This window comes from Psychrobacter piechaudii (assembly GCF_900162825.1).
GTDB classification, from domain to species: domain Bacteria; phylum Pseudomonadota; class Gammaproteobacteria; order Pseudomonadales; family Moraxellaceae; genus Psychrobacter; species Psychrobacter piechaudii.
On record NZ_FUGE01000144.1, the window covers coordinates 22,163 to 48,086 of the forward strand.

Consider the following 25,924-nt stretch of genomic DNA (forward strand, 5'->3'; position numbering starts at 1 on the left):
AGGGCAATGATATAAATAAGTATGAGATTTTGTTCTGACTCTAAACTACCTCGCCACAAGCCTTACCACTGGCCCAAGCCCACTGAAAATTGTAGCCACCAAGCCAGCCTGTCACATCAAGCACTTCACCGATAAAATACAGGTTTGGTTGTAGCTTACTCTCAAAGGTTTTTGACGATACTTCATCAGTATTTACGCCACCCCGAGTGACCTCGGCAGTGCGATAGCCTTCGGTGCCAGAGGGCTTTATGGTCCAGTTGTTTATTTTATCGCCAATAGCTATTAAAGCTTCATCTTTAATATTTGCCAGCTCTTTGTCCTTAAAGTCTGACCAGTGCAGATTTTGTAACGCTAATAGCAGTTTTTTTGGGAAATATTCAGACAAGACGCTACGAATTAACTGTTTTGGATGCTGAGCTTTGGCCTGTTGTAATAACTCACCGATATCCACATTAGGCACCAAGTTAATATGAATCGCTTCACCCACTTGCCAGTAATTGGAGAGCTGTAACATCGCCGGCCCTGATAAGCCTCGGTGCGTAAACAACATAGGTCTAGGAAACGAAATCCGCTCATTAAAGGCAACGACATCTAAGCTAATACCGGCCAGTGAAGCAATCATGTCACCGACTTTATCGGTAAAGGTAAAGGGCACTAAGCCGGCTGAAGTAGGGATAATTTGATGCTCGAACTGCTGCGCTACCTCATAGCCAAATCCAGTAGCGCCCATAGTAGGAATAGACAAGCCACCGGTGGCTATAACTAGAGAGTGGCAATAAATCGCGCCTTTTGAGGTTTCAACAATAAAGCCTTGTTGGTCACTATCTTGTGACAAAGACTTAATAGCAATAATATCAGTTTTTAATTGGACTTTAGCGCCAGCTTCAGAGCATTCATCAAGCAATAGGTTTAGGATGTCTTTTGACGAGTCATCACAGAACAGTTGGCCATAATCACGCTCATGATAGGGGACACCATGCTTCTCAACCAGCCCAATAAACTCCCAAGGGTTATAACGGGTTAAGGCTGATTTACAGAAATGGCCGTTGTCACCGATAAAATTCTCAGGCTCCACCACATAATTGGTAAAGTTACAGCGACCACCGCCGGACATGAGGATTTTCTTCCCTGCTTTATTGGCATGATCAACGACCAATACCGAACGACCTCGTTGAGCTGCTGTCATTGCACAGTATAAGCCTGACGCTCCAGCCCCTATGATAAGAACATCAACGCTAGACTTAGCTGAGGAGGTAGGTGAGCTTGTGCTTAAGTCTTTGCCACAAGGCTTAATAGAAGGGGGATTAGAGTCAGAATTTTGGGTCATGGAATCAGCTTTTGTAATAATAATTGAGGGTGGATGAGTGGCTTAATAAGCCGTCAGTTCAGCCATTTAGTAGTGGGAAAACAGGAATGAGATAGGCTAATAAATTGCTTGTTAGAATTAAAAAATCATAACTTTTTTAGGAGTTTACACCAAATAGTAGTTTACAACTGTATCAAAATCTAGTAAAACTATGAGGGTACTACAGTCATAGGGAAAGGACTGAGTGAACGCATAGCATCTTGTATTAGATGAGGTTTATTTAGACTTCTAAGCACGTCACGGGCTATGGTCTTAATTAAACCCTTTCACATATTCTCTACGGTATTTAATCTCCCCCTCTTTGTCTTCTTCCCTATCCTATTTTATCATGATAACAGCCCAGAATTTCTTTGCTGTTATGGTTATCAGTGACTACTGGTGATTTCCAGGATGGATTCACATTAAAAAAAGGACTTTATATTATGAAAAAATTTCCAACCAGCTCTGAATTTGCAGCACAAGCCAATACCAACCCAGAAAAATATGCCCAGTTATATCAACAGTCTATTGAATCTGATGAAAGCAATGAGGCTTTTTGGGCCAAGCGGGCGGAGTTGGTTGATTGGATAAAAAAACCCACAAAAATTAAAGACATTAATTACGATCTTGATGATTTTAGAATCAAGTGGTTTGAGGATGGTGAATTAAACGTTTCAGTCAACTGTCTAGACCGTCATTTGGTTGATAATCCTTATAAGCCAGCCATTATCTGGGAAGGGGATCACCCTTCATTACACAAAATCATCTCTTTTAAAGAGCTGCACTCAGAAGTGTGTCGCTTGGGCAATGCCATGCGCAAGATGGGCGTGGGTAAGGGTGATCGAGTAGCGCTGTATTTGCCTATGGTGCCAGAAGCGGTGGTATCTATGTTGGCCTGTGCTCGAATTGGGGCAGTGCATACGGTAGTATTCGGTGGCTTCTCAGCTGAAAGTTTGGCCAGTCGTATTGTCGACAGCCAAGCGAAGTTGGTGATTACTGCTGATGAAGGGGTGCGCGGTAACCGATACAGCCCACTGAAAACCAATGTAGATAGAGCACTGGATGTTGATGGCACCGAGTGTGTTGAAAAGGTCATTGTGGTGCATCGTACTGGTAACTCAGTGCCTATGAGTGGTCGACGCGATGTTTGGTATCACACGGTTATTGATAACTCAAATGAGGATTGCCCTCCTGAGACCATGAATGCTGAAGATCCGTTGTTTTTATTGTATACCTCGGGCTCTACCGGTAAGCCAAAAGGGGTAGTCCACAGCACAGGGGGCTACCTAACGTATGCGCTTTCTACCTTTAGAGATGTGTTTGATGTCAAAGAAGATGACGTCTTTTGGTGTACAGCGGATGTGGGCTGGATTACAGGTCACAGCTATGTCACCTATGGGCCATTAGCTAATGGCACTACTACGGTTATGTTTGAAGGGGTTCCGCAGTACCCCACATGGGCCCGTATCGGTCAAATCATTGATAAGCACGACGTTAGTATTTTGTACACTGCACCGACAGCCATTCGGGCAATGATGAAAGAGGGCGATGCTTTTGTTCGTGAGTCAAACCGAGAAAGCTTACGTTTGTTAGGTACTGTGGGCGAGCCCATTAACCCTGAGGCTTGGGACTGGTATCATAGTGTCGTTGGTGAAGGACGTTGTCCTATCGTCGATACTTGGTGGCAAACTGAGACAGGCGGTATCTTAATGGCGCCTCTGCCAAACTCAGTGGATATGAAGCCGGGAGCCGCTATGAACCCTCTATATGGCATTAAGCCAGTTATTGTTGACTCTGATGGGGTTGAACTGGAAGATGCAGCAGCGGGCAACCTCATTATCAGCGATGGTTGGCCAGGTCAGATGCGAACCATTTATGGCGATCATAAGCGTTTCTTAGAGACCTACTATACCACCTATCCTGGTAGCTATTTCACTGGCGACGGGGCAATGCGTGATGAAGACGGTCATTATTGGATTACTGGTCGTGTGGATGATGTACTGAACGTGTCTGGTCACCGTATTGGCACGGCAGAGATTGAGAGTGCCTTGGTATCACACCCTGCTGCTGCTGAAACGGCCATTGTGGGTATGCCGCACGAGTTAAAAGGTCAAGGCATCTGTGCTTATGTCATCTTAAGACATGGTGAGGAAGATAGCGAAAGATTACGCGGTGAATTAAATCGCCATGTACGGGCAGAGATTGGACCTATTGCCAACCTAGACGCCATTTATGTTGTGGATGCTTTACCAAAAACTCGGTCAGGGAAGATTATGCGCCGTATCCTGCGTAAGCTGGCGGCAGGCGAGTTTGATGGTCTAGGCGATACTTCAACATTGGCTGAAGCGAGTGTGGTAGATGACTTAATCAAAACCGTAAAGTCCGCTTAGTGTCTTAACTTTCTAGCTTCTTATCTAAAGGGATTGGAAATAGAGAGGTGAATGTTAACGCCTTAAGTTAAGGTTGTAGGTATTTTCACTTCTTTAATAAATTTAAAACCACTGACTTATTGGGTCAGTGGTTTTTTTACACAATTAATAGGTCATAGCCTGTATCATTGGCTTAGAATTTGCCACACATTATCTGCTTGATATTCTCCTTCATCTTAAAAAAATACATTTAACTTATGACTATAAATCACGATACTTCAGTAGGGGCCGATGGCTCAGCGCACGACAGCAATTCAGCGACTCCTTCAGCCACAGCGACTAAAGTTGCTATTATTGGCGCTGGGATGACGGGGCTGATGTCTGCTCACTTATTAGAGCAAGCTTTTGCTAATTGTGGACAAGCACTAGATATCTCCATTTTTGAGAAATCAGCTGGGGTAGGGCGTTTAGCTACTCGTTATAAAAAACCAGATCCCCATAGCGAGCAACAGTGGCAATTTGATTTTGGCGCTCAGTTTTTCACTGCCAAATCAGAGGCTTTCCAAGCCTACTTACAGCCTTGGCTAGAGCAGGGTGTTATCAGGTATTGGCTTGCCACAACAGCAACGGCCAAAATTACAGGGCCAAAGCCAGACATTGAGCTAACCGGACATTGGGACAATGAGCAGCCGCGATATATTGCTAGTCCAAAAATGACCAGCTTTGGTCGAGCTTTAGCGGCTGAGTTTAAACATACTAAGCTTCATTATAGAACCCGAGTGGCACCCTTACGCTCTGATAACTCAGTCAATAAAAACTCAACTGACACAGCAGCTCAGACTACTTTATGGGATGATAAAGGCAATGAGCTAGGTAGGTTTGATTGGGTGGTATGTACCGCACCACAGGCTCAAGCCATCGAGCTTTTTGAGCAAGCCGACTTTGCTTTGCTCGATAAACTTAAGCTTCCAAAAATGCTGGCTTGTTATAGCTTGATGTTAGGCTGGGAGCAAGAGTCTACTTTACCCTCAGCTTTGAAAAAGGCCCATTGGGAAGTGCTTGAGGTGACGCAGGCAAACTCACCCCTTGGCCGTATATTCATTGAGCATCATAAGCCAGGTCGTGAAGCTATCTTGCCCAGTGTTACTATTCATGCCAGCAATGAGTGGTCTGAATCAAAGGTAGACGAAGCGATAGAGGAAGTTCAGCAACAGCTGCTCCAGGCAGCACAGCAACTGTTGGGCTGGGAGCATAGTACGGCCCCACAGTGGATAGACTGTCATCGTTGGCGTTATGCTGCTACGGCTCAGATAGAGAATGGTACTCCTTCACAATCTAGCTATGTTGATAGTAGTAAACAGTGGTTAGTGACGGGCGACTGGTGTGATGAAGGGAGGATAGAAAGCTGCTTTAAAGCCGCAACGCAAGTGGTAGAGACAATTGCCCCTTAAATAACAAAAAGTGCTTTAAAAAAATAACTCATGCTAAATCAGGTTTAAAAAAAGGCGAGGATATTTGATTATCCTCGCCTTTTTTAGAAGTGTTGATAAATAACAATTATTGGTCTTGATTGCGGCGCCATTCAATTAAGTCAATAACGTCTTGCTGAATGCCCGCTTTAAGTGCTTCTAAGCTTTCGTATTTACGTTCATCGTGTAAATAATGTAAGAATCTAACTTGCAGAGTTTTGTCATATAAATTACCGGAAAACTCTGGGAAAAAAACCTCAAGACGCCATTCATGAGGCTTATCTACTGAAGGACGGATACCGATATTAGCAGTGCCAAATAAACTATTCGGACGTAGCCCAGCAACGCCAACCTTCCTATCGTTAGCAAGGCTTGAAAAAGCATCTGCAATAACTTCTCCAGCTTCATCTAGTATCACCACGTCTACACCATAAACCCCGTGCAAAGCAGGACGCACCCTATTTAACTCGATATTGGCGGTCGGGAAGTCTAAAGTACGTCCGATTTTATCGCCTCCGACGACTTTACCGGTGATCGTATAGTCACGATCGAGTAGGCGGCTGACCGTATTCAGATCGCCTTGCGCCAATAGCTCACGAATTCTGGTCGAGCTGATGCGTTTGTCTTCAAGCGACGAGCTGTCCTCAACCCCTGCGGCATGGGTATCGGTAATGGTATGCAGATTGGTAACAGGCAACCCATAATTACGTAAAAACTCACTGTCTCCGGTACGATCATGGCCAAACTTAAAGTCATCACCCAACACCAGTGACTTCACATTCAGATGATGAACCAATATGTCTGCAAACTCAGAAGCTGACAAAGAGCGAAAAGCTTCATCAAATTTAGCGACAACGACCGTATCTATGCCGAACTTAGCCAGTAAAGTTAGTTTTTCATCTTGAGAGGTTAAGCGAGCAGGGGCAGATGAAGGGTCAGATTTTAGCTGAGCGAAGTATTCACGCGGCTGAGGCTCAAAGATCATGACCATAGTCTGCAGCTGCTGCTCGCTAGCACTTTGCTGCAGCTGTTTTAACATGGCTTGATGGCCTAAGTGCACCCCATCGAAGTTACCAATGGTTAATACGCTGTCAGCAGTTAGACTACTGCGGCTCTTGCCAGCAAGAATTGTGGCCAAATCTAAAAAAATTGTTTTCATAAAGCCTTATCGATAAGCACAAGGGTAGTTGTCAGCTACTTTCAAAGTAAGTAATAACCGGATAAATCATTAAACCGGTAATTTAGATAAATAAAAAATATAGCACAATAATGCAGATTGCAAATGGCCTTAAAAGGCGACTACTTTATAGATAACTTGTCTTCATTATAATGTAAAATTACAGTCTCTGAGACTCGAAATCAGCTCAATGCATTGTAATGAGAAAATAACACTATGGTTAGTTCCCTCAAGTTAGCTTCTAAAAATGTAACCTCACCTTTAAACCAGCATAGTATTCGTTTGGCTCAGCCCTCTGACTTACCCGATATTGTGAATATTTACAATCAAAGTATCGCTGGTAAAGCCTCGACAGCCGACTTAGAGTCAGTGACTATTGCCGATAGACAGGACTGGTTTGATGAGCATCTGACTCGACCCAATCGCCCTATTTATGTTGTGACCAATACTCAAGGTAGCATTATGGCTTGGGGCAGCTTTAGTGATGTCAAAAATCGGATAGCTTACCATATCAGTAGTGAGATTAGTATTTATGTCGCGGCACAATTCCAAGGCTTAGGTTTGGGCAGTTTGTTGCTGCAATGGATGTTAAGCCAAGCGCCACAACTGGGCATCCAAAATATCTTGGCGCTTATATTTGGCCATAATAAGCCAAGCCTAGCCTTATTCCAAAAGTTTGGCTTTGAGCTTTGGGGAAGATTCCCTAAGGTTTGTGACATGCAAGGTTTCACTGCCGATCTAGTCATACTGGGTAAAGCGTTATAGTCTTCTTATTAAAGACCATAACGCTTTTGGGTAAACCAAGACAGCTTACTTTTTATAAGGGTTATCATCTTCGGTAATGATAGGCTCATCCTTATCATGAGACAGAATGCCCAGTAGTCCCCCTTTCCTTTTGGACTTATGAATAGCTTTGTCTGTCTTATTATCTAGGTTAGCACCGGACTTTAGGTCAGCATCAGGAGGGATAGTCGCCTCTTTTCTTTGGTTATCCTCAACCACTTCGGCATCCGGGTCGTAAGCCTCTGCATCAAGGTTGTTGTCATCGGGTTTTAACGGGTCACTATTTTTTGCCTGTGTCTTTTTATCAGAGTCATCAAACATAGACTTGTTTGTCTCAACACCTTGACGCGGCAGGCTGTTTTCAAAGATATCTGCAAGAGGAATATCTAACTCATTTTTGGCATGTTGCTCAGTGTCTTTGAAGCGCTGAATTAATAAGCTTAACCAAGGCGTGTCCATATTGGCACTCATATCATCTAACTCATCTTTGATGGGCAGTGGATAGGGAAGAGTGCGGTAAAAATCCCACAAGGTAATATTATCTAAGTCTCTTTTTAGGACATAATTACCTTTTTCAGTAATGGTAACTAAGTTGCTGTCTAATAGGTAATTGAGATAGGTAAACCACTTAGGCAACTCTTTACGACCCAATACGCTACGTAGCTCCTCTTCACTGGTTGAGTTGCCATCTTGATAGCGATCATAAATCAGGTTCAGCATGTCTAATAGGCTGAGTAGCGGGTGACGAGGATAGACCTCTTTGGTCGCAAAGATAGTTAGGGTATAGCTTATCTCAACCCCAAGTAAGATTAGGTTCCAAGACAAATAAATCCATAATAGGAAAATAGGTAGGGCAGCAAAGGCACCATAAATCGCTTCATAACTGGTGAAGTTACTCATAATGATACCGAATGAGTACTTCAGTAATTCAAAAGTAACCGCCACAAAGACACCGGCTATTGCTGCATTTTTTAAAGGCACTTTGGCTTTGGGAATAAACCAGTACATGCCAATGAAACCTGCGATAGTTATCGCGAATGACACCAATTGAATCCAGAAGTTCCAGTCAATTCCATAACCGCCAATTTGCTGGTTTAAAAAGCTTAAGCTTTGAACCGTACTTGATACGATAAAAGCTGTCCCCAATACCAATGGACCTAGGGTTATAATGGTCCAGTAACGAACAATACTTTTTATGCCCCCTGAGCGATCTTCTACCCGCCAAATCTCATTAAAAGCACGTTCAATGGTGGTTAAGGTCATGATACTGGTGACAAATAACGCCATGGCACCAATCGCTGTTAAGTTACTCGACTTTTCGGCGAAGCTATCAAGATACTGTGATACTTGTAGCCCTGACTGTGGCAACAGGTTACTATAAATAATATTAGATATTTGATCGCGCACAGATTCTAAAGCCGGTATTGATGACAAAATCATCAATAAAACCGTTAAAATAGGCACGATAGATAATAGCGTGGTGTAAGTCAAAGAGGCCGCTTTTTGTTGGCCATTGTCGTTAATGAAGTTGCGAATCAAAAAGCGCAAGAAGTTAAACCAAGATTTGTCGTAAAATGGCAGCTTTTTTAACAGGTTTTCCATATTAGAATCGTTGTGTTAGGTTATCGAAAAGTAGAGTGGCTTATTGTATAAAGGTGGCATAGTTTATCAAATATTGATAATCAAAATGTGAAGAAAGTTTGTACCTAACTGATATGATACTGCTAATACACCAATTTCGGACTAAAATTTTTTCAAATTCAGTTTTAAAGCTTCAGCTATGGCAAAATGACTTCATGAAATGATCTACACTGGTTTTAGTGGTTTTCGTTCAGCGCCTATTGCCTTTAAGCTACCTTGTAATAGAAATTTTAAATATTTGGAAGTAACGTTTTATGACAATTGATAATGGCTCTAGCCAATCTATGGCAGACAACTATGTGTTGGTATTGTACTACTCACAATATGGGACGACTAAAGAGATGGCCTACGCCATTGCTCAAGGGATTGAGGAGGCAGGTATGACCGCGCGCATCCGTACGGTACCTAAGGTGGCTGCAGAGATTACAGTGGCTAAGCCGGCAATCCCAGATGAAGGTGATTTGTATTGCACCATGTCTGATCTAAAAAATTGTTCAGGTCTTGCCCTAGGCAGCCCTACCCATTTCGGTAATATGGCTGGGTCGATGAAGCACTTTTGGGACAGCACTGTAACCTTGTGGCTGGCTGGAAATTTACAAAACAAACCGGCTACTGTCTTTACCAGTACTGGCTCGATGCATGGCGGGCAAGAGACCACTTTATTGACAATGATGATGCCTTTGTTGCACCACGGTATGATGATCTTGGGAGTGCCTTATTCAAATCCTGAGTTAAATCGCACCAATCGTGGAGGCACGCCTTATGGCTCAACTCATGTCAGCGGCAGTGCTCACGACCAACCCATAACCAAAGATGAGCGCAGCTTAGCAATTGCTCAAGGTCGTCGTCTTGCCAGTGCTGCCAAAGCGCTAGCTAACGCTAAGTGGTTGTAATTCATGGCTAAAAGAGAGGTGCTGGATAGGAGTAGTCCAGAGAACATAGCGCTTATTGCTAAGTTACAATCAAGACTAAGAATGAGTTGGCTTGCTTGGCTGGTCTATCGAGGTGTCGGGTTACCTGTGCTGTTAGGGTCTTTATTGGCGACCCAGCCAGATGTTATCGGAGGTATCGCTTGGCAGCTGTTGTGGTTGATTCCGGCGCTTATCGTTACGCCTTGGGTAATAAAAGGAAAGTCGCCTTATGCCTTACTGATGAGTAGCATGCTGACCTTGGTTTACTTAGGTGCCAGCGGCGTTACTTTATTCTCTAGATTTTATGACAGCGGCAGTAGCGTGATGTGGGTTTATGCCATAGATTTGATACTTATTCTGCTTATCAATGTTTGGTTATTTAAATTATTGAAGCGCTTACCGTCCATGAACGGATAGCGACATGTTACAGCTTATAGCTACTATAATAAAAAACGCCTCACTAGATTTAGTGAGGCGTTTTTTTAGTCATCAATTTAGCAAAGCTGTATCATTTTTAGAAAATTAACGGACTTTGGTCAGTTTCATTTCCATTTTCTTGCCATCATTAATTTGAGTCACTTGTACAGGTAAATAGTCTAAGCTTGGAGCCAACCAGAAGCTGGTTGAACGGTCATTGTCATCATGAATACGGTCAACACGGATGGTATCAAAAGTACCTGCTGGGACTGTAATCTTAGTATTGCCTGCTTTTTTGAAAGGCGTTTTTTCTACTTTGTCTTTTTTGACCATGTAGTAGTTACCGGTGAACTTGCCAGTTAATAGGTCTTGTCTGATTTGGGCTTCTAGACTCAAATCATCAAAAGCTCTATTAGGGGCTGATAAGTTCACGGTCTTACCACGGTAAGTACTGGCCACTTTTTTACCAGAATTACTAAACTTCATACTATGGGTATTACCGATGCCAAATAATTTATAAGCAGTACTGGCACTGCTTGGGATAATATTATTACCACTTAAGCTAAAAGTACTGTTTTGATTGGCTGTAGCCACACCGGCCACTCTGGCATTCACTTTATAGTTCCAAGAGTTGCCTGACTTGGTTAAAGTACGGGTAGCAGTACCTTTATATTTGTTTTCAACCGTGAAAGAATAGTCTGCAGTTGAAGGGGTTAAGGCGGTTGAAGCCATACCTGCGGTTGAAGCCACTGCTGTTGCCGTTGCTAGGCCAACACCTGCTACTAATTTTTTTGCTTTTATATTTTTTAATTTGTTAAACATATTTTTGCCCTTAATTTATTTCTTTTCTTTGAGTTGTTATCAATGGGATACGCCTGTCATTGATAGAATCGTCTCTATCTAACTAAGCGAAAACCTATTAAAGCTAACTATACTCTATATATGGTTATACCTTGTTACATTTCCAAGGGCAGTATTGAAGGTGTTTTGTTAGCATTTCTTGCTAAGAGAGTTGTATGGTTATCTAGAGTAACCCGTTCAGAAAATAAAAAAGACAGCCTAAGCTGCCTTTTATATTAATGTTAATGCAATGGATGTATTGAGCGAATATTAAGCCTAGTGACCGCCACCGTTAATAGTGCGTACCATTTCTTCTACCATTTTCTTCGCATCACCGCAGATCATCATGGTCTTGTCTAAATAGAATAGGGGGTTGTCTAGTCCAGCATAACCGGTACTCATAGAGCGCTTGATCACCATAACTGTTTGCGCTTTTGAGGCCTCAAGGATGGGCATACCAAAGATTGGAGAACCTGGATCATCTTTAGCAGAAGGGTTAACCACGTCGTTGGCACCGATGATTAATACCACATCTGTACTTGGGAAGTCTGAGTTAATCTCATCCATCTCTAAAATGTCATCATAAGGCACATCTGCTTCAGCAAGCAATACGTTCATGTGACCTGGCATACGACCCGCAACAGGGTGAATGGCAAAACGAACATTGACGCCTTGTTCCTTTAGAAGCTCATAAAGTTCTTTTACCGCATTTTGCGCACGGCCTTGAGCCATACCATAACCTGGAACAATAATAACGTCACTGGCGTTACTCATTAAGAAGCCTGCATCTTCAGCAGAGCCAGACTTGTAAGTTTTTGGGGCACCATCATCGCTACCGGCGACAGCAGCGGTTGAACCCATGCCACCAAACAATACGTTTAATAATGAGCGGTTCATAGCCTTACACATGATGTAAGATAAAATCGCACCTGATGACCCTACCAACGAGCCGGCAATAATCAACATTGAGTTGCCTAAGGTGAAACCGATACCCGCTGCTGCCCAACCCGAGAAAGAGTTAAGTAGAGACACAACCACCGGCATATCACCGCCACCAATTGGGGCAATCCACATCCAGCCGAATAACACTGCAAATACAGTCATGGCATAAAATGCTGGCATAGACTCAGTGACGAAGTACCAGCCGCCACAAGCAACCATAGCCACAAAAAGAATCAACTGTAAGGGTTTAACCCAGCCGCCATTGACAGTTTTAGCCCATTTCTTAGCGCCTAATTTGCCGAAGGCAAACACTGAGGCGGAGAAAGTAATGGCACCGATAAAGCAACCAATGAACAGTTCAACACGAGCAATTGTGCTGTGTTCGTGTGTGCTGTTAAGCACAGTGGCTAAGGCGATAGCGACCGCAGCCAAACCAACGAAAGAGTGCATTAAGGCCACAGTTTCTGGCATTTCGGTCATGGCAACGGTTTTCGCTTTCCACATACCGACTAAAGCACCTAAGATCATCGCACCGATGATAAGCCAAAGTACAGGCCCTTCTGCTAAGAAGAAGGTGGTAATTACGGCAATGGCCATGGCAGCCATACCAAAACGGTTCCCACGAATGGCCGTTTTTGGACTAGATAGACCGCGTAATGTAAGAATAAATAATACAGCGCCTATTAAATAGAACCAATCAGCGTGAGCAGCAATCCAGTTCATTTGAGTTAATTCAGGATTCATGCGTCACCTCCTTTTTGATCAGCCGCTGTGTTTACTTTTTTCGCTTTAGGTTTGAACATGGCAAGCATACGCTCAGTTACTGCGAAACCCCCAAAAATATTAATGCTGGCTAAAAACACAGCGAAGGCACCCAATAAGCTGGTCACTGAAATGGCATTGCCATCAATATGAACCGTTTGTAGCATCGCACCCACGATAACGATACTGGATAAGGCATTGGTTACTGCCATTAAAGGGGTGTGAAGGGCAGGGGTAACGCCCCAAACGACGTAATAACCCACAAATATGGCCAATACAAAGATGGTGAATATGGCCACGAAAGGGGTAGCACCAGTTACGGCAACGCCCAGTGGTGCGGTTGCTAATAAGGTAGCAAGCATAATCTTCTCCTAAGATCTTTCTGAAATATTCATGTTTAGCTTTTTGGATTATTTTTGACAGCGCAGAGGCTTTAGTCAGCAATATTTGTCCGACTTATCAAGCCTTTATCTACGTTGTAAACGCACCTCACCACTATGGGTTACTGCTAAAGCTCCCTGAATTTCATCTTCAAGGTTAACCGTTAAGGCATTGTTGTTGTCTTTATCAAATAAAGTGGTAATAAAGTTCACTAAGTTATTGGCATATAAGTCAGAGGACTGCGCAGCTAAGCTTGCTGGAATGTTGGCGGCTCCGATGATACGTACGCCATTTTCTGTGATGATGGTCTCTCCAGAGACAGTACCTTCAACGTTACCGCCTGAGCTTGCGGCCATATCGATTAATACTGAGCCGGCTTTCATTTTGTCTAGCGTCATTTTATGCACCAATCTTGGCGCATTTCGACCTGGAATTTGAGCTGTGGTAATAACAATATCTGCATTGGAGACCGCTTTATCGACCACGGCAGCCTGATCTTTCATATATTGCTCAGAAGGGGTCCAAGCATAGCCACCTGTAGACTTGGCTTTTTCTTTTTCCTCATCGCTCATTGGTACATCTAGCCATTTACCGCCCAATGACTCCACTTGCTCTTTGGCGGCGGGACGTAGGTCACTGGCTTCAACCACAGCGCCCAAACGCTTAGCAGTAGCAATGGCTTGAAGACCAGCCACACCCACCCCTAAGATAACCACTTTTGCAGGCTTAACCGTACCGGCCGAGGTCATAAACATAGGGAAGGGACGAGCATATTCATTGGCTGCCATTAGTACTGCTTTATAACCGGCTAAGTTGGCTTGTGAAGACAGAACATCCATGTTTTGTGCGCGAGATAGGGTGCGGGGTAGCAGTTCCATCGCATAGGCAGTGACTCCTTGCTGTGCATAATTGTCCAGCTGATCATTGCGGTAAGGGTCAAGCATACCAATGACGATGCTACCGGCAGACAATTGGGCAATCTGCTCTGCAGTCAGGTTTTGAACCACACAAATAATGTTTGATTGAGACAGTACTTCAGATTCGCTGGCGACTTTAGCACCGGCATTGAGATAAGCAATGTCATCATAATAGGCATGTTGACCTGCACCAGATTCAATAATCACTTCATGACCAAGCTTAATAAGTTTCTTTACTGAGTCGGGCGTAATTGCAACGCGTCCTTCAAATGCCTGCTTGGCTTGGATTGTGCCTATTATCATGTTCGCTCCTAGCTTGATTAATTGATCTAAGTTTTGACTAAATTCACCCGATGCTGTCTAAACATCTAATATTCCGTGGTGAAAACATCTGGTTAATGATATTCAAACTAATGGTTATCAATTTAATAAATGGCTAACCGAATACCATCATGGGAATTTATTATAAGAATATAAATTAAAATAATTCATCGTAGAAATATGACCGACCAGTTAAATTTAATAACAAACTTTAATTTATGTGCTTTGCTAAAGTTAGATGGAAACATAACACAAGGTTATCTATAAATGCGAGAAAAAATTATCAGTGTTTCAAGATAAATTAAAATTAAGTTAGTGATTAGAGATTGGTCAGGAAGGGCTTAAACTTGTTAAACTATAGCGAGTCTAAGAATGAAACTAAGCTAGAAATAAAATAACTTGAGGATAAAGCGATGTACTTTGTATTGTCTCCAGCCAAAAGTCTAAATGAGAGCGATGAGGTTCCGGTCAATGTGGGAAATTATTATAGTCAGCCCCAGCTGATTGAGCATGCTCAAGAATTGATGAAAATATTGAAGTCTAAAGAGCCTGTAGATTTGCAGGAGCTGATGAGTATCTCTGATGATTTGGCGCAACTAAATGCGCAGCGTAATCAGGATTGGGCTTGGAGTGAACAAAAACTCTTTGATGAAACCAATGCCAAAGCCGCGGCTTATCTTTTTGACGGAGATGTTTATACCGGTCTTGATGTGTATAACTTAGATAAAGAGACGGTGGTTTATCTTAATGAGCATTTAGGTATTTTGTCAGGGTTATATGGGGTATTAAAACCTCTTGATTTAATTCAACCTTATCGCTTAGAGATGGGCACCAAATTAAAGAATGACCGTGGCGATAACCTGTATCAATTTTGGGGAGAAGAAGTCACTGAAGTTATCAATCAAAGAATGAGAGAGTCAAGCGGGCAAGGTGAAGACAATGTATTAATCAACTTGGCTTCTAATGAATATTTCAAAGCTGTCAAAAAGAAATCACTTAATGCCGAGATCATCACCCCACGTTTTGAAGATGAAAAAAATGGTAAATATAAAGTGATTAGCTTCTATGCCAAAAAAGCACGGGGTCTTATGGTGAAATATGCCGCGGATAACAAGATAACCAAGGCAGAGGAGCTAAAGAAATTTGATTTAGACGGTTATTATTATGTGGATGAGCTGTCTGATGAGCATAACTGGACCTTTAGACGGGATGAGGCGGATCAGTAACCTGTTGATTAACAGCTTTAAGATTTATAAGCGGTAATTTCTTAAGCTGCACCAGAAGAGCCTAAACAATAAAAAACCCCGATAAGCGGTTGCCTATCGGGGTTTTGTTTGCCAGTTACGCACTTAGCGTATCATGAGCAAGTAAGGGGAAGGGGGATGATTACATCATGCCGCCCATACCACCCATGCCGCCCATACCACCAGCACCCATGCCAGCCATAGCATCATTGTCTTCTGGCTTATCAGTGATCATCGCTTCAGTAGTAAGCATCAGACCTGCAACAGAAGCTGCGTGCTCTAGTGCTGAACGAGATACTTTAGCTGGGTCAAGGATACCCATTTCTAACATATCACCGTATACACCAGTGGCTGCGTTATAACCGTAGTTACCAGAACCATTCTTAACTTCGTTCACTACTACAGAGGCTTCATCACCTGCGTTGGTTACGATTTGACGTAGTGGCGCTTCCATCGCACGGCGTAAAATGTTGATACCTGCGTTTTGGTCGTCGTTGTCGCCTTGTAGGTCAGCTAGTGCATTTAAAGCACGAACCATAGCAACACCACCACCAGGTACAACACCTTCTTCTACTGCAGCGCGAGTCGCGTGTAGCGCATCGTCAACACGGTCTTTTTTCTCTTTCATAGCGGTTTCAGTAGCAGCACCTACTTTAATTACTGCAACACCACCTGATAGTTTCGCAACACGCTCTTGTAGTTTCTCTTTGTCGTAATCTGAAGTAGATTCTTCGATTTGACGGTTGATAGACTCAACGCGTGCTTCGATATCAGCTTTAGAACCAGCACCATCAACGATAACTGTGTTCTCTTTACCCACAGTTACTTTCTTCGCAGTACCTAAGTGTTCGATAGTTGCGCTCTCTAAGCTTAAACCTACTTCTTCAGAGATTACTGTACCGCCAGTTAGGATAGCGATGTCTTGTAACATGGCTTTACGACGGTCACCGAAACCTGGGGCTTTAACCGCACAAGTTTTCAGACCACCACGCATGTTGTTCACTACTAAGGTAGCCAGTGCTTCGTTTTCTACATCTTCAGCAATGATTAGTAGTGGTTTGCTTTGCTGCATTACTTGCTCAAGTAATGGCACGATTTCACGAATGTTGCTGATTTTTTTGTCAACAAGCAAAATGAATGGGTTTTCAAATTCAGCGGTTAAGCTGTCTTGCTTGTTAGCGAAGTAGGGGCTGATATAGCCACGGTCAAACTGCATACCCTCAACGACTTCTAGTGAATCTTCGAAGCCTGAACCTTCTTCAACAGTGATTACGCCTTTTTTGCCCACTCTTTCCATAGCTTCAGAGATTAGCTCACCGATTTTGGTGTCTGAGTTAGCAGAGATAGAGCCTACTTGAGCGATGGCTTTAGAATCATCAGCTGGAGTAGAGATATTGTGGATTTCTTGCACAGCAGCAGCAACCGCTTTGTCGATACCACGTTTTAGATCCATTGGGTTCATGCCAGCAGCTACTGACTTCATGCCTTCAACTAGGATAGCTTGAGCCAATACAGTTGCGGTAGTAGTACCGTCACCAGCTACGTCGTTAGTCTTACTAGCGACTTCACGTACCAGCTGTGCACCCATGTTTTCAAATTTATTTTCTAGTTCGATTTCTTTGGCAACTGATACACCATCTTTAGTGATTGCAGGCGCGCCAAAAGATTTATCGATAACCACGTTACGGCCTTTAGGACCTAAGGTTACTTTAACAGCGTTCGCTAGAATGTTTACGCCGTCCATCATCTGTTTACGAGCGTCAATGCCAAATTTTACGTCTTTAGCCATGAGAATACTCTCCAGTTATTTTAGTTAATGAGTGTTAATTTATTTTATTAGAGTTGATTGGAGCTTATTGGCTTAGCCAATCTGTTTTTGTAATAGTGGATTGCCTAAGCCAATAGAAGATTATTAATCCTTTAGATTAACCTTCTAAGACACCCAATACGTCAGACTCTTTCATAATCAATAGTTCTTCGCCGTCAACTTTTACGGTTTGACCTGCATATTGACCGAATAGAACTTTGTCGCCAACTTTAACGTCTAAAGCACGAACTTCACCATTTTCACGGATTTGACCGTTACCAACAGCCAAGATTTCGCCTTGAGATGGTTTTTCTTGCGCCGAACCTGGTAATAAAATGCCACCGGCAGTTTTTTGTTCTTCTTCCACACGGCGGACAACGATGCGGTCATGTAAAGGGCGAATATTCATTGTTCACTCCATTAAAAAATTAATTAAGTTGATAAAAGGGTACCCATATCACTCAAGAAGGTATTGTTATTTAGCAAAATTTCAAGGGTGTTAGATGAAATTTTGCTATGAGCTATGGGGCTGTCCTAAAAATGGGGTTAATGGACTAGATTTTCAACCTTAAACGAGCAAATTTTTTATTAAGTTGACTGACAAGTGGTCAACGGCTGTATAGACTATTGCCTGCGACGAACTTATGCTTTGTGTAAATAGTTTTATTTAACGGGCTATTTAGCCAATAACATCCTTTGAAAATCTGATTTACCCTTGTCTGGAGACTAGTAATGAATATGCTGATTCGCTTCTTTATAGTGATGGCGTTACTAAAACGTGAGCATTCTGAGTCGAATAAAAACTCGGAACAAAATAAGACCGCGCAGCAAGGGAGCGATAATACTGTAAAAGTCTCCACTGAAGATTTATTCCGTCCTTTTAGTAGAAGTTACCGGGTCTTACCGCATGACATGGGTTTTCGTGATCACTTACCCAATTATCGCTACTTATCTTTTATTGAAATTAACGTGACTGCTTGGCTGTATAAAATTCTAAAGCAAAATGGTTTTGGCGGGTTGAGTATAGATTGGATCATCTCTATGCAAGAGATGGTTTATTTAAAGGAAATTAAATTCTTAGATAAAATGACAGTAACCAGTGCTTTAGAGGGATGGGATGAGAAGTATGTCTATTTCCAGCATCACTTCTATGTCAAAGATACGTTAATGGCTGTGGGGCTTACTAAGTTTGTTTTATTTAATAAAAAGGGTAAGCAGTTACCCTCATGCATAGGAATGCAAGGTGAGAGCTTGACCGAAGTTATTGAAACTTGGAATGCCAACCAAATGGCGATTAAGTCTCAGTAAAGTTTGGCTTTGATAAAACTGGCTATATACATGCTTTCATATTTGTTAGGATTGAGGGTATACCAGTTTTAGTTCACGTATTACTAAAAAAATACTTTCATAAAAAGGAAATCACTATGAATCAGAAACTTAAATGGACCGACAGCTTAGATATCGCTATTGAACTTTATGAAAAGTTTCCAGATACAGATCCACAATACATTCGTTTTACCGATTTACACCGCTGGGTAACCGAGCTTGAAAATTTTGACGATGATCCAAATCGCTCGAACGAAGGCATCTTGGAAGCCATTCAGATGAACTGGATTGATGAAGCGGATTAATTTAGCTCTATAAAATCTAGTTTTATAAAATAAAGTCATTAAAAAGCCAGTTTCTTTTAAAGAAACTGGCTTTTTTAGGCCATGCTATTATCCATAAATATTAAGTATTGAGATTTTAATAAAAACAAGGATCATCTTTATAAGCAGACTCATTTAAACCGCCAATAGGTAGAGTGAGGTTCGCCGTCGGTGTTATAACAACGTTTTTACCTATGGTTTGACTTAACTCACTTTCAATACTGCTTTTTAAATCAGTGGATAACTTGTTATAAAAGCAAGCACCAACTTCAATTTTTGGCTCATGTGGTTTAGGAGTTATAAACACCATATCAGCATTATATTTCTTAATAATAGCTACAATGGCAGTCGCTTCTGATATAGGTGTGTTGTAAGCCCTTATAGTTTCCATTTTATTTATATTATCTGATGAAGTATTAGAATGCTCTGCTATGGATTGACAGCCTGTTATCGACAATATAGCGCTTATCAATAGATACGGTAAAAAATTAGAAATACCGTTCATACTACTTTTTCCTAGATTAGATTTATAGGTTGGTTTTTAAGTTTTGAGGCTGGTAAAGCGCACTAAAAAATAACCCTTCCTGTTCTTCTAACTTCTATATTAACTCCAGTTAGCTGTTTTAACTCATTTTCCATCTGTGCATGGTGAGCAGGTGTTAAAGGCTTTTCAAAATAACCGTCTACGGTGATTTTAAAGCCAATAGGTGTAAAGCCTAATCCTTGCATTTCTCCACCATATTTCTTAATAATTTTCTCGATTTTCTCTATATCTTCTTCGCTATCATAAACATCTAACATAGCCTCTTTACTTCTATCAGCTATAGGTAGTATCTCAAAATCTATGCTAAAACCTTTAGCCTCTCCAGTCTTAACCACATATTCATAACTCTCTGCAATAACATTCTGCCGAGTGACAATAAAATATTTTGGTACACCTTCACCATTACCATATATATCTACATAGCTGTCACCAAGCTGAGTCCTTATTTTATCAAGCACCTGCTCGACTTCTGGTGAGTCATAGACTGTCTGATGTCTATAGATATCAGCGACAGGTCTATTCACGGCTTTTGCGAGTTCTATCGTATGTCGTGGATAGTTAACCTCTTGAGGCCCGTTATCCTTTGGTACTTTTGACTCACTGTCAATTTTCGACCAGTCAATACGAATTTTTGATTGTTCGGCTACCTTATCAATAGGCTCTGAAGTTACTTGGTTATGTGAGGTAATGTTACAAGCATTTAATAACATGCTTATAGCAACTACTGAGGTCAGTAAGACAGGTTTTAGTTTAAGGTTCATAACATACTCCTAAGTAAAGTTGCTAATACTCTATTAAAGATTCTTTAATCCAACAACAACTCTTCTAGCATGCGTTCATAAATCTGCGCCAATTTACCTATATCATCAACTTCAACACGTTCATCAACTTGGTGGATGGTAGCATTACGTACACCCAGTTCAACCACTTGCGCACCAGTTGGGGCAATAAAGCGGCCGTCAGAAGTGCCGCCTGAAGTGGATAGGGTAGTGTCAATACCAGTCACTTCTTTAATGGCTACTTTACACGCATCGACAAGTTTACCCTCAGCGGTTAAGAAGGGATAACCTGATAATTTCCACTCAATCTCATAGGTAGCATCACAACCTGCAAAGTGCTTATCTAAGATTTCATGGGTTTTGGCTCTCAATTCTTCTTCTGTCGTTTCAGTCGAGAATCTAAAGTTAAATACCACTTCTACCGTTTCAGGAATCACATTATTGGCACCAGTACCTCCATTGATATTTGAAATTTGCATAGAAGTGGCCGGGAAAAAGTCGTTACCGCTGTCCCATTGAGTATTGGTAAATTCGGCTAATGCTGGCAAGAGAGCATGGATTGGGTTAATCGCTAAGTGAGGGTAAGCGACATGACCTTGTTTACCGGTGACCGTAAGTATGCCACCTAGTGAGCCACGACGGCCATTTTTTATGATATCACCTACAGTATCGGTGCTTGATGGCTCGCCAACCAAACAATAAGTAATTTTTTCATTACGAGCTTCTAAGGCTTCGACTACTTTTGCCGTACCATTTATCGAAGGACCCTCTTCATCAGAGGTAATCAGCATGGCAATTGAGCCGTTATGATTCGGATGATTTTTAACAAAGTTTTCTGCAGCGATAGTAAAGGCAGCGATACCCGTTTTCATATCGGCAGCACCACGTCCCCAAAGATAGCCCTCTTTGACAGTCGGCTCAAACGGGGGGATTTTCCAATTATCGACATTACCGGTAGGCACCACATCAGTATGACCAGCAAAACAAACTACAGGGTCTTGGCTTCCACGTCTGGCCCATAGGTTTTTTACCTGAGCATTTTGACCACCGGCTTGTTCATCACCAAAATACATAAACTCATGCTCGAATCCAATCGGGCTTAAACGCTCAACCAACACCTCCTGACAGCCTTTATCGAGAGGAGTAACAGAATCTCGGCGCATTAGCTCAATACTAAGCTCTAAGGTTTGTTGATGATTGGACTGCTCAGTGGTGTGGTTAGAACTCATAATTTCCCTTAAATATATGAAATAGAAAATAAAGACTGCTAGCGACTGGCCCTCAGAGAACCAATAGGCTCATATTTAATAAAAAGTAACAGCCTTATAAAGGCTCTGCAACTATCAAAGCTTCATCACTACGTAGCCAAGTGGCAATAGAGTAGCGTTGACGATGCGCTATCTCGACCTGATGCAGTAAATTACTGTCGAAAATAACTAATCGATTGGCTTTAGGCAGCAATTGGTAGCTTTGATTATGACTGTCTATAATAGAAATTTGACCCCCATCAGCATCCTCCCACTCATCATTGAGATAAAATACTGCCGAGATTACCCGCTCATCGCGTCCGATAGGGTTATCAGAATGCCATTTATAGCCAAAACCAGGTGGATAACAGGCGTAATGCGCCTCACTATGACGAATACCAGCAAACAAAGTACGGTTTAGGAAAAAAGCCAATTCATTGATACTTTGTAGATAATGATAGCCTGCATAAAAATCTTTGGTAATCCAGCGAATACGGTCTCCACGGATATCAGTCTTACGCACGCCTTCAGTCAGTTTTGCATCACGATAGTCGATGAAGCCACTTTCGGCTTGTAAGGCAAGTAGTGCGGTTTGAGAATACACATCGTCTAGAACGATAAACCCATCATGAATGAGAAGCTCTAAGGCTTTATCATCTATTCTTTGTTCCCATTTTGCTTCAAAATCAGATTGATCGAGAGTTTTTTGCGTCTCAGTTAAATCAATGTCGATTAAATGACTATGTTGTTGACTAAAAGTAGCATCGGGAGGCAGCTGCTGTAACGCTTGGCGAGCTTGCTCTTTAGAGGTCGCTAAATCTTCTGGAAGTAGCGGAGGAGGAATAGCCGCTGTGATTGGATCTTGGAAATTATAAGAGGTGGGGGTTAAGTTACTTTCAATAGTTGCGATGGTCGTCTTAACGACTTTAGTCATTGGTGGAATCTCTGAGGTTCGTTTTTATAGAGCCCAAGGATGAGCTTATGTAAAACTGACCAGATAGGGTATAAGTTAAAAGTCAGTTTAACAGTAAATTAATGGCAATGTTGGTGCCATAATGGGCTATTAACCATTAATATACTTATTTTAAACCAGCTTATGCTACCATAGAACTAATTTTTGAAAACAAACCTTTCTACACTAAAACAAGCTAACTTATGAATTACAAACACGCCTATCACGCCGGTAATTTCGCCGACGTTGCAAAACACATTTTATTGGTTCAACTGCTTAATCAAATGAGCACTAAGGGCAAACCTTATTACGCGCTAGACGCTTATGGCGGACGCGGTCTTTACTCATTAAGCAGTGAAGAGGCTCGCAAGACGGGCGAGGCCAAAGCAGGTGTGCAAAAGATTTTAGACGCGGATATCTCTGAAGCGCCTGATGCCGTGCGTCAGTATGTTGAGGATATTAAACAGGCGCGTCAAACTTATGACAGACATGTTTATCCGGGCTCTCCATGGTGGATTGCCAATCATGTTCAACAAAACCCTGAGATTGAAATAAGAGCCGAAGCGTTTGAGTTTAAAAACGCTGAATACGATGCGTTAAATTATCAGCTTTATCAATTGCCTATTGGCATTCATAACCGTGATGCTTTTGAAGGTATTCCTGCGGTTATTCCCCCAGTAGAGCGTCGTGGTGTCATTTTAATAGACCCTCCTTATGAGCAGGAACATAAAGACTTTACTCGTTTGATCGAGCTGTTGGTTGCGACGATGACTAAATGGCCACAAGGGGTTTATGCTCTTTGGTTCCCAATTAAAAATATTGAAGCCGTTGAGCTTTTTTATAAAAAAATGAAGCGTACAGGGATTCGTAAGCAGCTGTTATGTGAGCTTAATATCTACCCTAATGATGTGGCGGTAGGTCTGAATGGAACAGGTATGCTTATTATTAATCCCCCTTGGAAATTTGATCAGCATGCTCGTGAAATTCTAAATTTCATTCAGCCTTTAATGCGTCCAGAAGATGCTCCTGAATTACCTCAGAGCCAAGCAGTAAGTGTACGCTGGCTAGTAGGCGAGTAACGATTTACCAGGCTACTTGGTATTAAGCAATTCATGTTTAGGTTGTTTATTAACTAAGTGGCTTGGCTTTTGATCAATAAAGGATTTAGTATGAAGCCCCCACATCAATTGAGTTCAGAAGCTGTCAGATCAGAGGCAGCACAGCCTGATATATCTACTTCTACACGCCCTACTGATTCGGGTATAGAGGGTTTAGATGCCTTAACATTTGAAGTTGTTGAGCACGAAGTTGCTGATGGTAAACCTGTGGTCAGTCGCGGAGTTTATTTGGCTCCTAACTTGATTACCACGCTTTCTTTACTTTCTGGATTTTTCTCAATCCTATCGAGTACTCAAGGCGAGTTTTATAAAGCTTCATTGGCGATATTTTTGTCGGCTATTTTGGATGGGGCCGATGGGCGTGTTGCTCGCATGCTGAATGCACAAAGTCCTTTTGGCGAGCAGTATGACTCTTTGGCAGATCTGCTGGCCTTTGGGGTAGCTCCTGCTATATTAATTTATAGTTTTGCATTACAGCCTTTGGGTAGAGTAGGTATTGGCTGTGCCTTCATATTTACGGCTTGTGCGGCATTCCGTTTAGCTAGATTTAATGTGCAGATTGGTGAGGTCGATAAAAAATACTTTGTGGGCCTAGCCAGTCCGTTAGCGGCTATCTTAGTGACCAGCTCTGTCATGGTCGCTATCGATCACAATCAATGGATAGGCCAGTACGCTGGTCTAGTTATGGTTATCGCTGCTATTTGGGTCGTTATCTGCGGTTTATTAATGGTCAGTAATATTAAATACTATAGCTTCAAAGAGTTTGATAAAAAGAAAGTACCTTTTGTCGCCCTTATTATTGGTGTATTGGTTATGGCCATTGTGCTTTACGATATTCCAGTGGGTATTTTGGCGATAGGGATTATTTATGCTTTGTCAGGTATATTTACTACCATCAAATCTAAAGTGAGTCATTAATAGTAGTTATAACCTACTGCACTAATTTATGAATAAACCTCCCGCTTCCTCCTCTGCAAAAGCTTTATTACAAGCTACTCGTCCTCGAACCTTCCCTTTAGCCATTGCTAGCATTATTTGCGGCAATGGCTTAGCTTTATCACAACTTGCTTCATCCACTTCAATTAGCGGACATAACCTTGTGGTATTTGCTCTTACCTTATGGGTAGCGTTGGCGTTACAGATTTTATCTAATCTAGCCAATGATTATGGAGATGGGGTTAAGGGAACCGATAATTTTAGAGATGCTAATAGTCCTGAACGTATGACAGCACAAGGATTATTGCAACCGAGTCAGTTCAAACGTCTAATATTTGGATGGGCGTTAATCACTTTTGTTTCAGGGGTAGCCTTAATAGCGATTGGCTTTGATAATCTACGCGACTTTCTAATCTTTTTAGGTTTCGGAATATTGGCTATTATTGCAGCCATGGCCTATACCATGGGCAAACGACCATATGGCTATCGAGCTATGGGTGAGGTGGCTGTTCTTATATTTTTTGGTTGGCTTGCGGTGTTAGGAAGTATTTACCTGCAAACTGGTCAAATTCTATTAAATCACTTGGTGCCAGCGACTGGATGCGGTGGATTGGCAGCCTGCGTTTTATTTGTTAATAATATGCGAGATATCTATAGTGATAAGCAAGCAGGAAAAATAACCCTTGCTGTGTTGTTAGGTAGCAAAAGGATGAGGATGGGTTATGCACTATTAATGCTCTTATCTATCCTATGCTATTTGCTATACGGTGTTATCTATAACTCTTATAGCTTGTTATGGTTATTGGCCCTGCCTTTAATAGTTAAACACTTAGCAGTTATCTATTCTGCGAAGCCAGTAGATAATACTCCTGGTTTCACTACGGTTAATGATAATAGTAGGGTGAATACCGTGTTGATAGGTAGTCAATTAAAAGTAATCGTTAAGTTGACGCTTATCATTAACCTGCTATTTGTGCTTGGTATTGGTCTCAGACATCTGTTTTAAAATGAAGGTCTTAAAATAAATTCAAAAAACTTTAAAAGGCAGTTGACACAAAAAATAAGGGGTCTATAATACGCCCTCACTAAGACGGACATCGGGCAATAAATCGAGAGATTGAAAGCTAGTTCACTTAGAAAGAATTAAAATTAAGTGTTGACAACGATATTCAAATGTATATAATAGTCAGCCTGCTAAGCAATAACGTTGTTACTAATTAATAACAACCGAGCGAAGCGAAAGAATAAACTTAGACTTGGACGACAAGCTAAGCACTATTTAAAAGCTAAAATCAAAGAACAACTTGTGTGGATTTTTGCTGATTTAGGATGCTAAAAATTAAAGTTGGGCTTATCTCTTTTCGGGATGAGGA

24 protein-coding genes are annotated in these 25,924 nt (G+C 41.9%); 11 read left to right on the top strand and 13 right to left on the bottom strand.

The annotated features are described in order from the left end of the window. Positions 1-40 precede the first annotated feature (40 nt). Positions 41-1,186, bottom strand: a complete 1,146-nt coding sequence (locus A1019T_RS08090; protein WP_244156590.1) for a BaiN/RdsA family NAD(P)/FAD-dependent oxidoreductase — start codon at positions 1,184-1,186, stop codon at positions 41-43. Positions 1,187-1,788: 602 nt separating this feature from the next. On the opposite strand from A1019T_RS08090, the gene acs reads away from it, so the two are divergent. Both acs and A1019T_RS08100 read left to right on the top strand, forming a co-directional pair. Beyond that, a complete protein-coding gene (gene acs / locus A1019T_RS08095; RefSeq protein WP_077451202.1) occupies positions 1,789-3,735 on the top strand; it encodes an acetate--CoA ligase in 1,947 nt (648 codons plus the stop codon). A 236-nt stretch (positions 3,736-3,971) separates the two neighbouring features. Further along, positions 3,972-5,165, top strand: coding sequence for an NAD(P)/FAD-dependent oxidoreductase (locus tag A1019T_RS08100; RefSeq protein ID WP_077451203.1), 1,194 nt, complete (start codon positions 3,972-3,974; stop codon positions 5,163-5,165). Between the two features lie 106 nt (positions 5,166-5,271). Here A1019T_RS08100 and ribF read toward each other — a convergent pair whose 3' ends face one another. Beyond that, a complete protein-coding gene (gene ribF, locus A1019T_RS08105) occupies positions 5,272-6,342 on the bottom strand; it encodes a riboflavin biosynthesis protein RibF (protein WP_077451204.1) in 1,071 nt (356 codons plus the stop codon). A 234-nt stretch (positions 6,343-6,576) separates the two neighbouring features. Between ribF and A1019T_RS08110 the strand changes: the two genes are divergently transcribed. Beyond that, entirely contained in the window at positions 6,577-7,125 is a 549-nt protein-coding gene (locus A1019T_RS08110; protein ID WP_077451205.1) for a GNAT family N-acetyltransferase, read from the top strand. Between the two features lie 45 nt (positions 7,126-7,170). Here the strand turns inward: A1019T_RS08110 and A1019T_RS08115 are convergent, their stop codons facing one another. Then, positions 7,171-8,745 (bottom strand): YihY family inner membrane protein, encoded by a 1,575-nt coding sequence (locus tag A1019T_RS08115; protein ID WP_077451206.1) that lies wholly within the window; start codon positions 8,743-8,745, stop codon positions 7,171-7,173. Positions 8,746-9,038: 293 nt separating this feature from the next. Between A1019T_RS08115 and wrbA the strand changes: the two genes are divergently transcribed. Then, positions 9,039-9,677: an NAD(P)H:quinone oxidoreductase gene (gene wrbA, locus A1019T_RS08120; protein WP_077451207.1), complete on the top strand. Its 639-nt coding sequence runs from the start codon at positions 9,039-9,041 to the stop codon at positions 9,675-9,677. Between the two features lie 3 nt (positions 9,678-9,680). Continuing rightward, positions 9,681-10,112, top strand: coding sequence for a hypothetical protein (locus tag A1019T_RS08125; protein ID WP_077451208.1), 432 nt, complete (start codon positions 9,681-9,683; stop codon positions 10,110-10,112). 105 nt (positions 10,113-10,217) lie between these two features. Here the strand turns inward: A1019T_RS08125 and A1019T_RS08130 are convergent, their stop codons facing one another. From A1019T_RS08130 to A1019T_RS08145, 4 genes are all read right to left on the bottom strand, one after another. Then, the gene (locus A1019T_RS08130) at positions 10,218-10,934 is read right to left on the bottom strand and encodes a DUF3108 domain-containing protein (RefSeq protein ID WP_077451209.1); all 717 of its coding nucleotides are present in this window, start codon (positions 10,932-10,934) and stop codon (positions 10,218-10,220) included. A gap of 294 nt (positions 10,935-11,228) precedes the next feature. Continuing rightward, a complete protein-coding gene (locus tag A1019T_RS08135) occupies positions 11,229-12,617 on the bottom strand; it encodes an NAD(P)(+) transhydrogenase (Re/Si-specific) subunit beta (protein ID WP_077451222.1) in 1,389 nt (462 codons plus the stop codon). A gap of 17 nt (positions 12,618-12,634) precedes the next feature. Next, positions 12,635-13,018, bottom strand: coding sequence for a proton-translocating transhydrogenase family protein (locus A1019T_RS08140; RefSeq protein WP_007394003.1), 384 nt, complete (start codon positions 13,016-13,018; stop codon positions 12,635-12,637). 105 nt (positions 13,019-13,123) lie between these two features. Continuing rightward, positions 13,124-14,257 (bottom strand): Re/Si-specific NAD(P)(+) transhydrogenase subunit alpha, encoded by a 1,134-nt coding sequence (locus tag A1019T_RS08145; protein WP_077451210.1) that lies wholly within the window; start codon positions 14,255-14,257, stop codon positions 13,124-13,126. A 431-nt stretch (positions 14,258-14,688) separates the two neighbouring features. Between A1019T_RS08145 and yaaA the strand changes: the two genes are divergently transcribed. Further along, entirely contained in the window at positions 14,689-15,501 is an 813-nt protein-coding gene (yaaA, locus tag A1019T_RS08150; RefSeq protein ID WP_077451211.1) for a peroxide stress protein YaaA, read from the top strand. Positions 15,502-15,661: 160 nt separating this feature from the next. On the opposite strand, the gene groL is transcribed toward yaaA, so the two are convergent. Further along, positions 15,662-17,308, bottom strand: coding sequence for a chaperonin GroEL (gene groL / locus A1019T_RS08155; RefSeq protein ID WP_077451212.1), 1,647 nt, complete (start codon positions 17,306-17,308; stop codon positions 15,662-15,664). Between the two features lie 136 nt (positions 17,309-17,444). Then, positions 17,445-17,735, bottom strand: a complete 291-nt coding sequence (locus tag A1019T_RS08160; RefSeq protein WP_028859774.1) for a co-chaperone GroES — start codon at positions 17,733-17,735, stop codon at positions 17,445-17,447. A 323-nt stretch (positions 17,736-18,058) separates the two neighbouring features. Here A1019T_RS08160 and A1019T_RS08165 point away from each other — a divergent pair, with 323 nt between their 5' ends. Both A1019T_RS08165 and iscX read left to right on the top strand, forming a co-directional pair. Beyond that, a complete protein-coding gene (locus tag A1019T_RS08165; RefSeq protein WP_077451213.1) occupies positions 18,059-18,634 on the top strand; it encodes an acyl-CoA thioesterase in 576 nt (191 codons plus the stop codon). A 116-nt stretch (positions 18,635-18,750) separates the two neighbouring features. After that, entirely contained in the window at positions 18,751-18,957 is a 207-nt protein-coding gene (iscX, locus tag A1019T_RS08170) for a Fe-S cluster assembly protein IscX (protein WP_077449753.1), read from the top strand. Positions 18,958-19,072: 115 nt separating this feature from the next. Here the strand turns inward: iscX and A1019T_RS08175 are convergent, their stop codons facing one another. The 4 genes from A1019T_RS08175 to A1019T_RS08190 form a co-directional block, all read right to left on the bottom strand. Continuing rightward, positions 19,073-19,480: a hypothetical protein gene (locus tag A1019T_RS08175; RefSeq protein ID WP_077451214.1), complete on the bottom strand. Its 408-nt coding sequence runs from the start codon at positions 19,478-19,480 to the stop codon at positions 19,073-19,075. 62 nt (positions 19,481-19,542) lie between these two features. Continuing rightward, positions 19,543-20,280 (bottom strand): hypothetical protein, encoded by a 738-nt coding sequence (locus A1019T_RS08180; RefSeq protein WP_077451215.1) that lies wholly within the window; start codon positions 20,278-20,280, stop codon positions 19,543-19,545. Between the two features lie 44 nt (positions 20,281-20,324). Beyond that, positions 20,325-21,527, bottom strand: a complete 1,203-nt coding sequence (gene dapE / locus A1019T_RS08185) for a succinyl-diaminopimelate desuccinylase (protein WP_077451216.1) — start codon at positions 21,525-21,527, stop codon at positions 20,325-20,327. Between the two features lie 94 nt (positions 21,528-21,621). Beyond that, a complete protein-coding gene (locus A1019T_RS08190) occupies positions 21,622-22,479 on the bottom strand; it encodes a 2OG-Fe(II) oxygenase (protein WP_244156588.1) in 858 nt (285 codons plus the stop codon). A gap of 221 nt (positions 22,480-22,700) precedes the next feature. On the opposite strand from A1019T_RS08190, the gene A1019T_RS08195 reads away from it, so the two are divergent. The 3 genes from A1019T_RS08195 to menA all read left to right on the top strand — a co-directional run bounded on the left by A1019T_RS08195 (position 22,701) and on the right by menA (position 25,557). After that, entirely contained in the window at positions 22,701-23,576 is an 876-nt protein-coding gene (locus A1019T_RS08195) for a 23S rRNA (adenine(2030)-N(6))-methyltransferase RlmJ (RefSeq protein WP_077451217.1), read from the top strand. 90 nt (positions 23,577-23,666) lie between these two features. Next, positions 23,667-24,533, top strand: coding sequence for a CDP-diacylglycerol--serine O-phosphatidyltransferase (gene pssA / locus A1019T_RS08200; protein WP_077451218.1), 867 nt, complete (start codon positions 23,667-23,669; stop codon positions 24,531-24,533). A 28-nt stretch (positions 24,534-24,561) separates the two neighbouring features. After that, positions 24,562-25,557, top strand: a complete 996-nt coding sequence (gene menA, locus A1019T_RS08205; RefSeq protein ID WP_077451219.1) for a 1,4-dihydroxy-2-naphthoate octaprenyltransferase — start codon at positions 24,562-24,564, stop codon at positions 25,555-25,557. Positions 25,558-25,924: the final 367 nt, after the last annotated feature.

Coding starts and splice junctions, on each gene's coding strand:
- A1019T_RS08195 (WP_077451217.1), top strand. CDS start 22,701: ATGAATTACAAACACGCCTATCACGCCGGTAATTTCGCCGACGTTGCA.
- A1019T_RS08125 (WP_077451208.1), top strand. CDS start 9,681: ATGGCTAAAAGAGAGGTGCTGGATAGGAGTAGTCCAGAGAACATAGCG.
- iscX (WP_077449753.1), top strand. CDS start 18,751: ATGAATCAGAAACTTAAATGGACCGACAGCTTAGATATCGCTATTGAA.
- wrbA (WP_077451207.1), top strand. CDS start 9,039: ATGACAATTGATAATGGCTCTAGCCAATCTATGGCAGACAACTATGTG.
- ribF (WP_077451204.1), bottom strand. CDS start 6,342: ATGAAAACAATTTTTTTAGATTTGGCCACAATTCTTGCTGGCAAGAGC.
- menA (WP_077451219.1), top strand. CDS start 24,562: ATGAATAAACCTCCCGCTTCCTCCTCTGCAAAAGCTTTATTACAAGCT.
- A1019T_RS08160 (WP_028859774.1), bottom strand. CDS start 17,735: ATGAATATTCGCCCTTTACATGACCGCATCGTTGTCCGCCGTGTGGAA.
- A1019T_RS08140 (WP_007394003.1), bottom strand. CDS start 13,018: ATGCTTGCTACCTTATTAGCAACCGCACCACTGGGCGTTGCCGTAACT.
- A1019T_RS08180 (WP_077451215.1), bottom strand. CDS start 20,280: ATGAACCTTAAACTAAAACCTGTCTTACTGACCTCAGTAGTTGCTATA.
- A1019T_RS08165 (WP_077451213.1), top strand. CDS start 18,059: ATGAATATGCTGATTCGCTTCTTTATAGTGATGGCGTTACTAAAACGT.
- A1019T_RS08110 (WP_077451205.1), top strand. CDS start 6,577: ATGGTTAGTTCCCTCAAGTTAGCTTCTAAAAATGTAACCTCACCTTTA.
- A1019T_RS08145 (WP_077451210.1), bottom strand. CDS start 14,257: ATGATAATAGGCACAATCCAAGCCAAGCAGGCATTTGAAGGACGCGTT.
- acs (WP_077451202.1), top strand. CDS start 1,789: ATGAAAAAATTTCCAACCAGCTCTGAATTTGCAGCACAAGCCAATACC.
- A1019T_RS08130 (WP_077451209.1), bottom strand. CDS start 10,934: ATGTTTAACAAATTAAAAAATATAAAAGCAAAAAAATTAGTAGCAGGT.
- A1019T_RS08175 (WP_077451214.1), bottom strand. CDS start 19,480: ATGAACGGTATTTCTAATTTTTTACCGTATCTATTGATAAGCGCTATA.
- dapE (WP_077451216.1), bottom strand. CDS start 21,527: ATGAGTTCTAACCACACCACTGAGCAGTCCAATCATCAACAAACCTTA.
- A1019T_RS08100 (WP_077451203.1), top strand. CDS start 3,972: ATGACTATAAATCACGATACTTCAGTAGGGGCCGATGGCTCAGCGCAC.
- A1019T_RS08135 (WP_077451222.1), bottom strand. CDS start 12,617: ATGAACTGGATTGCTGCTCACGCTGATTGGTTCTATTTAATAGGCGCT.
- A1019T_RS08115 (WP_077451206.1), bottom strand. CDS start 8,745: ATGGAAAACCTGTTAAAAAAGCTGCCATTTTACGACAAATCTTGGTTT.
- groL (WP_077451212.1), bottom strand. CDS start 17,308: ATGGCTAAAGACGTAAAATTTGGCATTGACGCTCGTAAACAGATGATG.
- A1019T_RS08090 (WP_244156590.1), bottom strand. CDS start 1,186: ATGACAGCAGCTCAACGAGGTCGTTCGGTATTGGTCGTTGATCATGCC.
- pssA (WP_077451218.1), top strand. CDS start 23,667: ATGAAGCCCCCACATCAATTGAGTTCAGAAGCTGTCAGATCAGAGGCA.
- yaaA (WP_077451211.1), top strand. CDS start 14,689: ATGTACTTTGTATTGTCTCCAGCCAAAAGTCTAAATGAGAGCGATGAG.
- A1019T_RS08190 (WP_244156588.1), bottom strand. CDS start 22,479: ATGACTAAAGTCGTTAAGACGACCATCGCAACTATTGAAAGTAACTTA.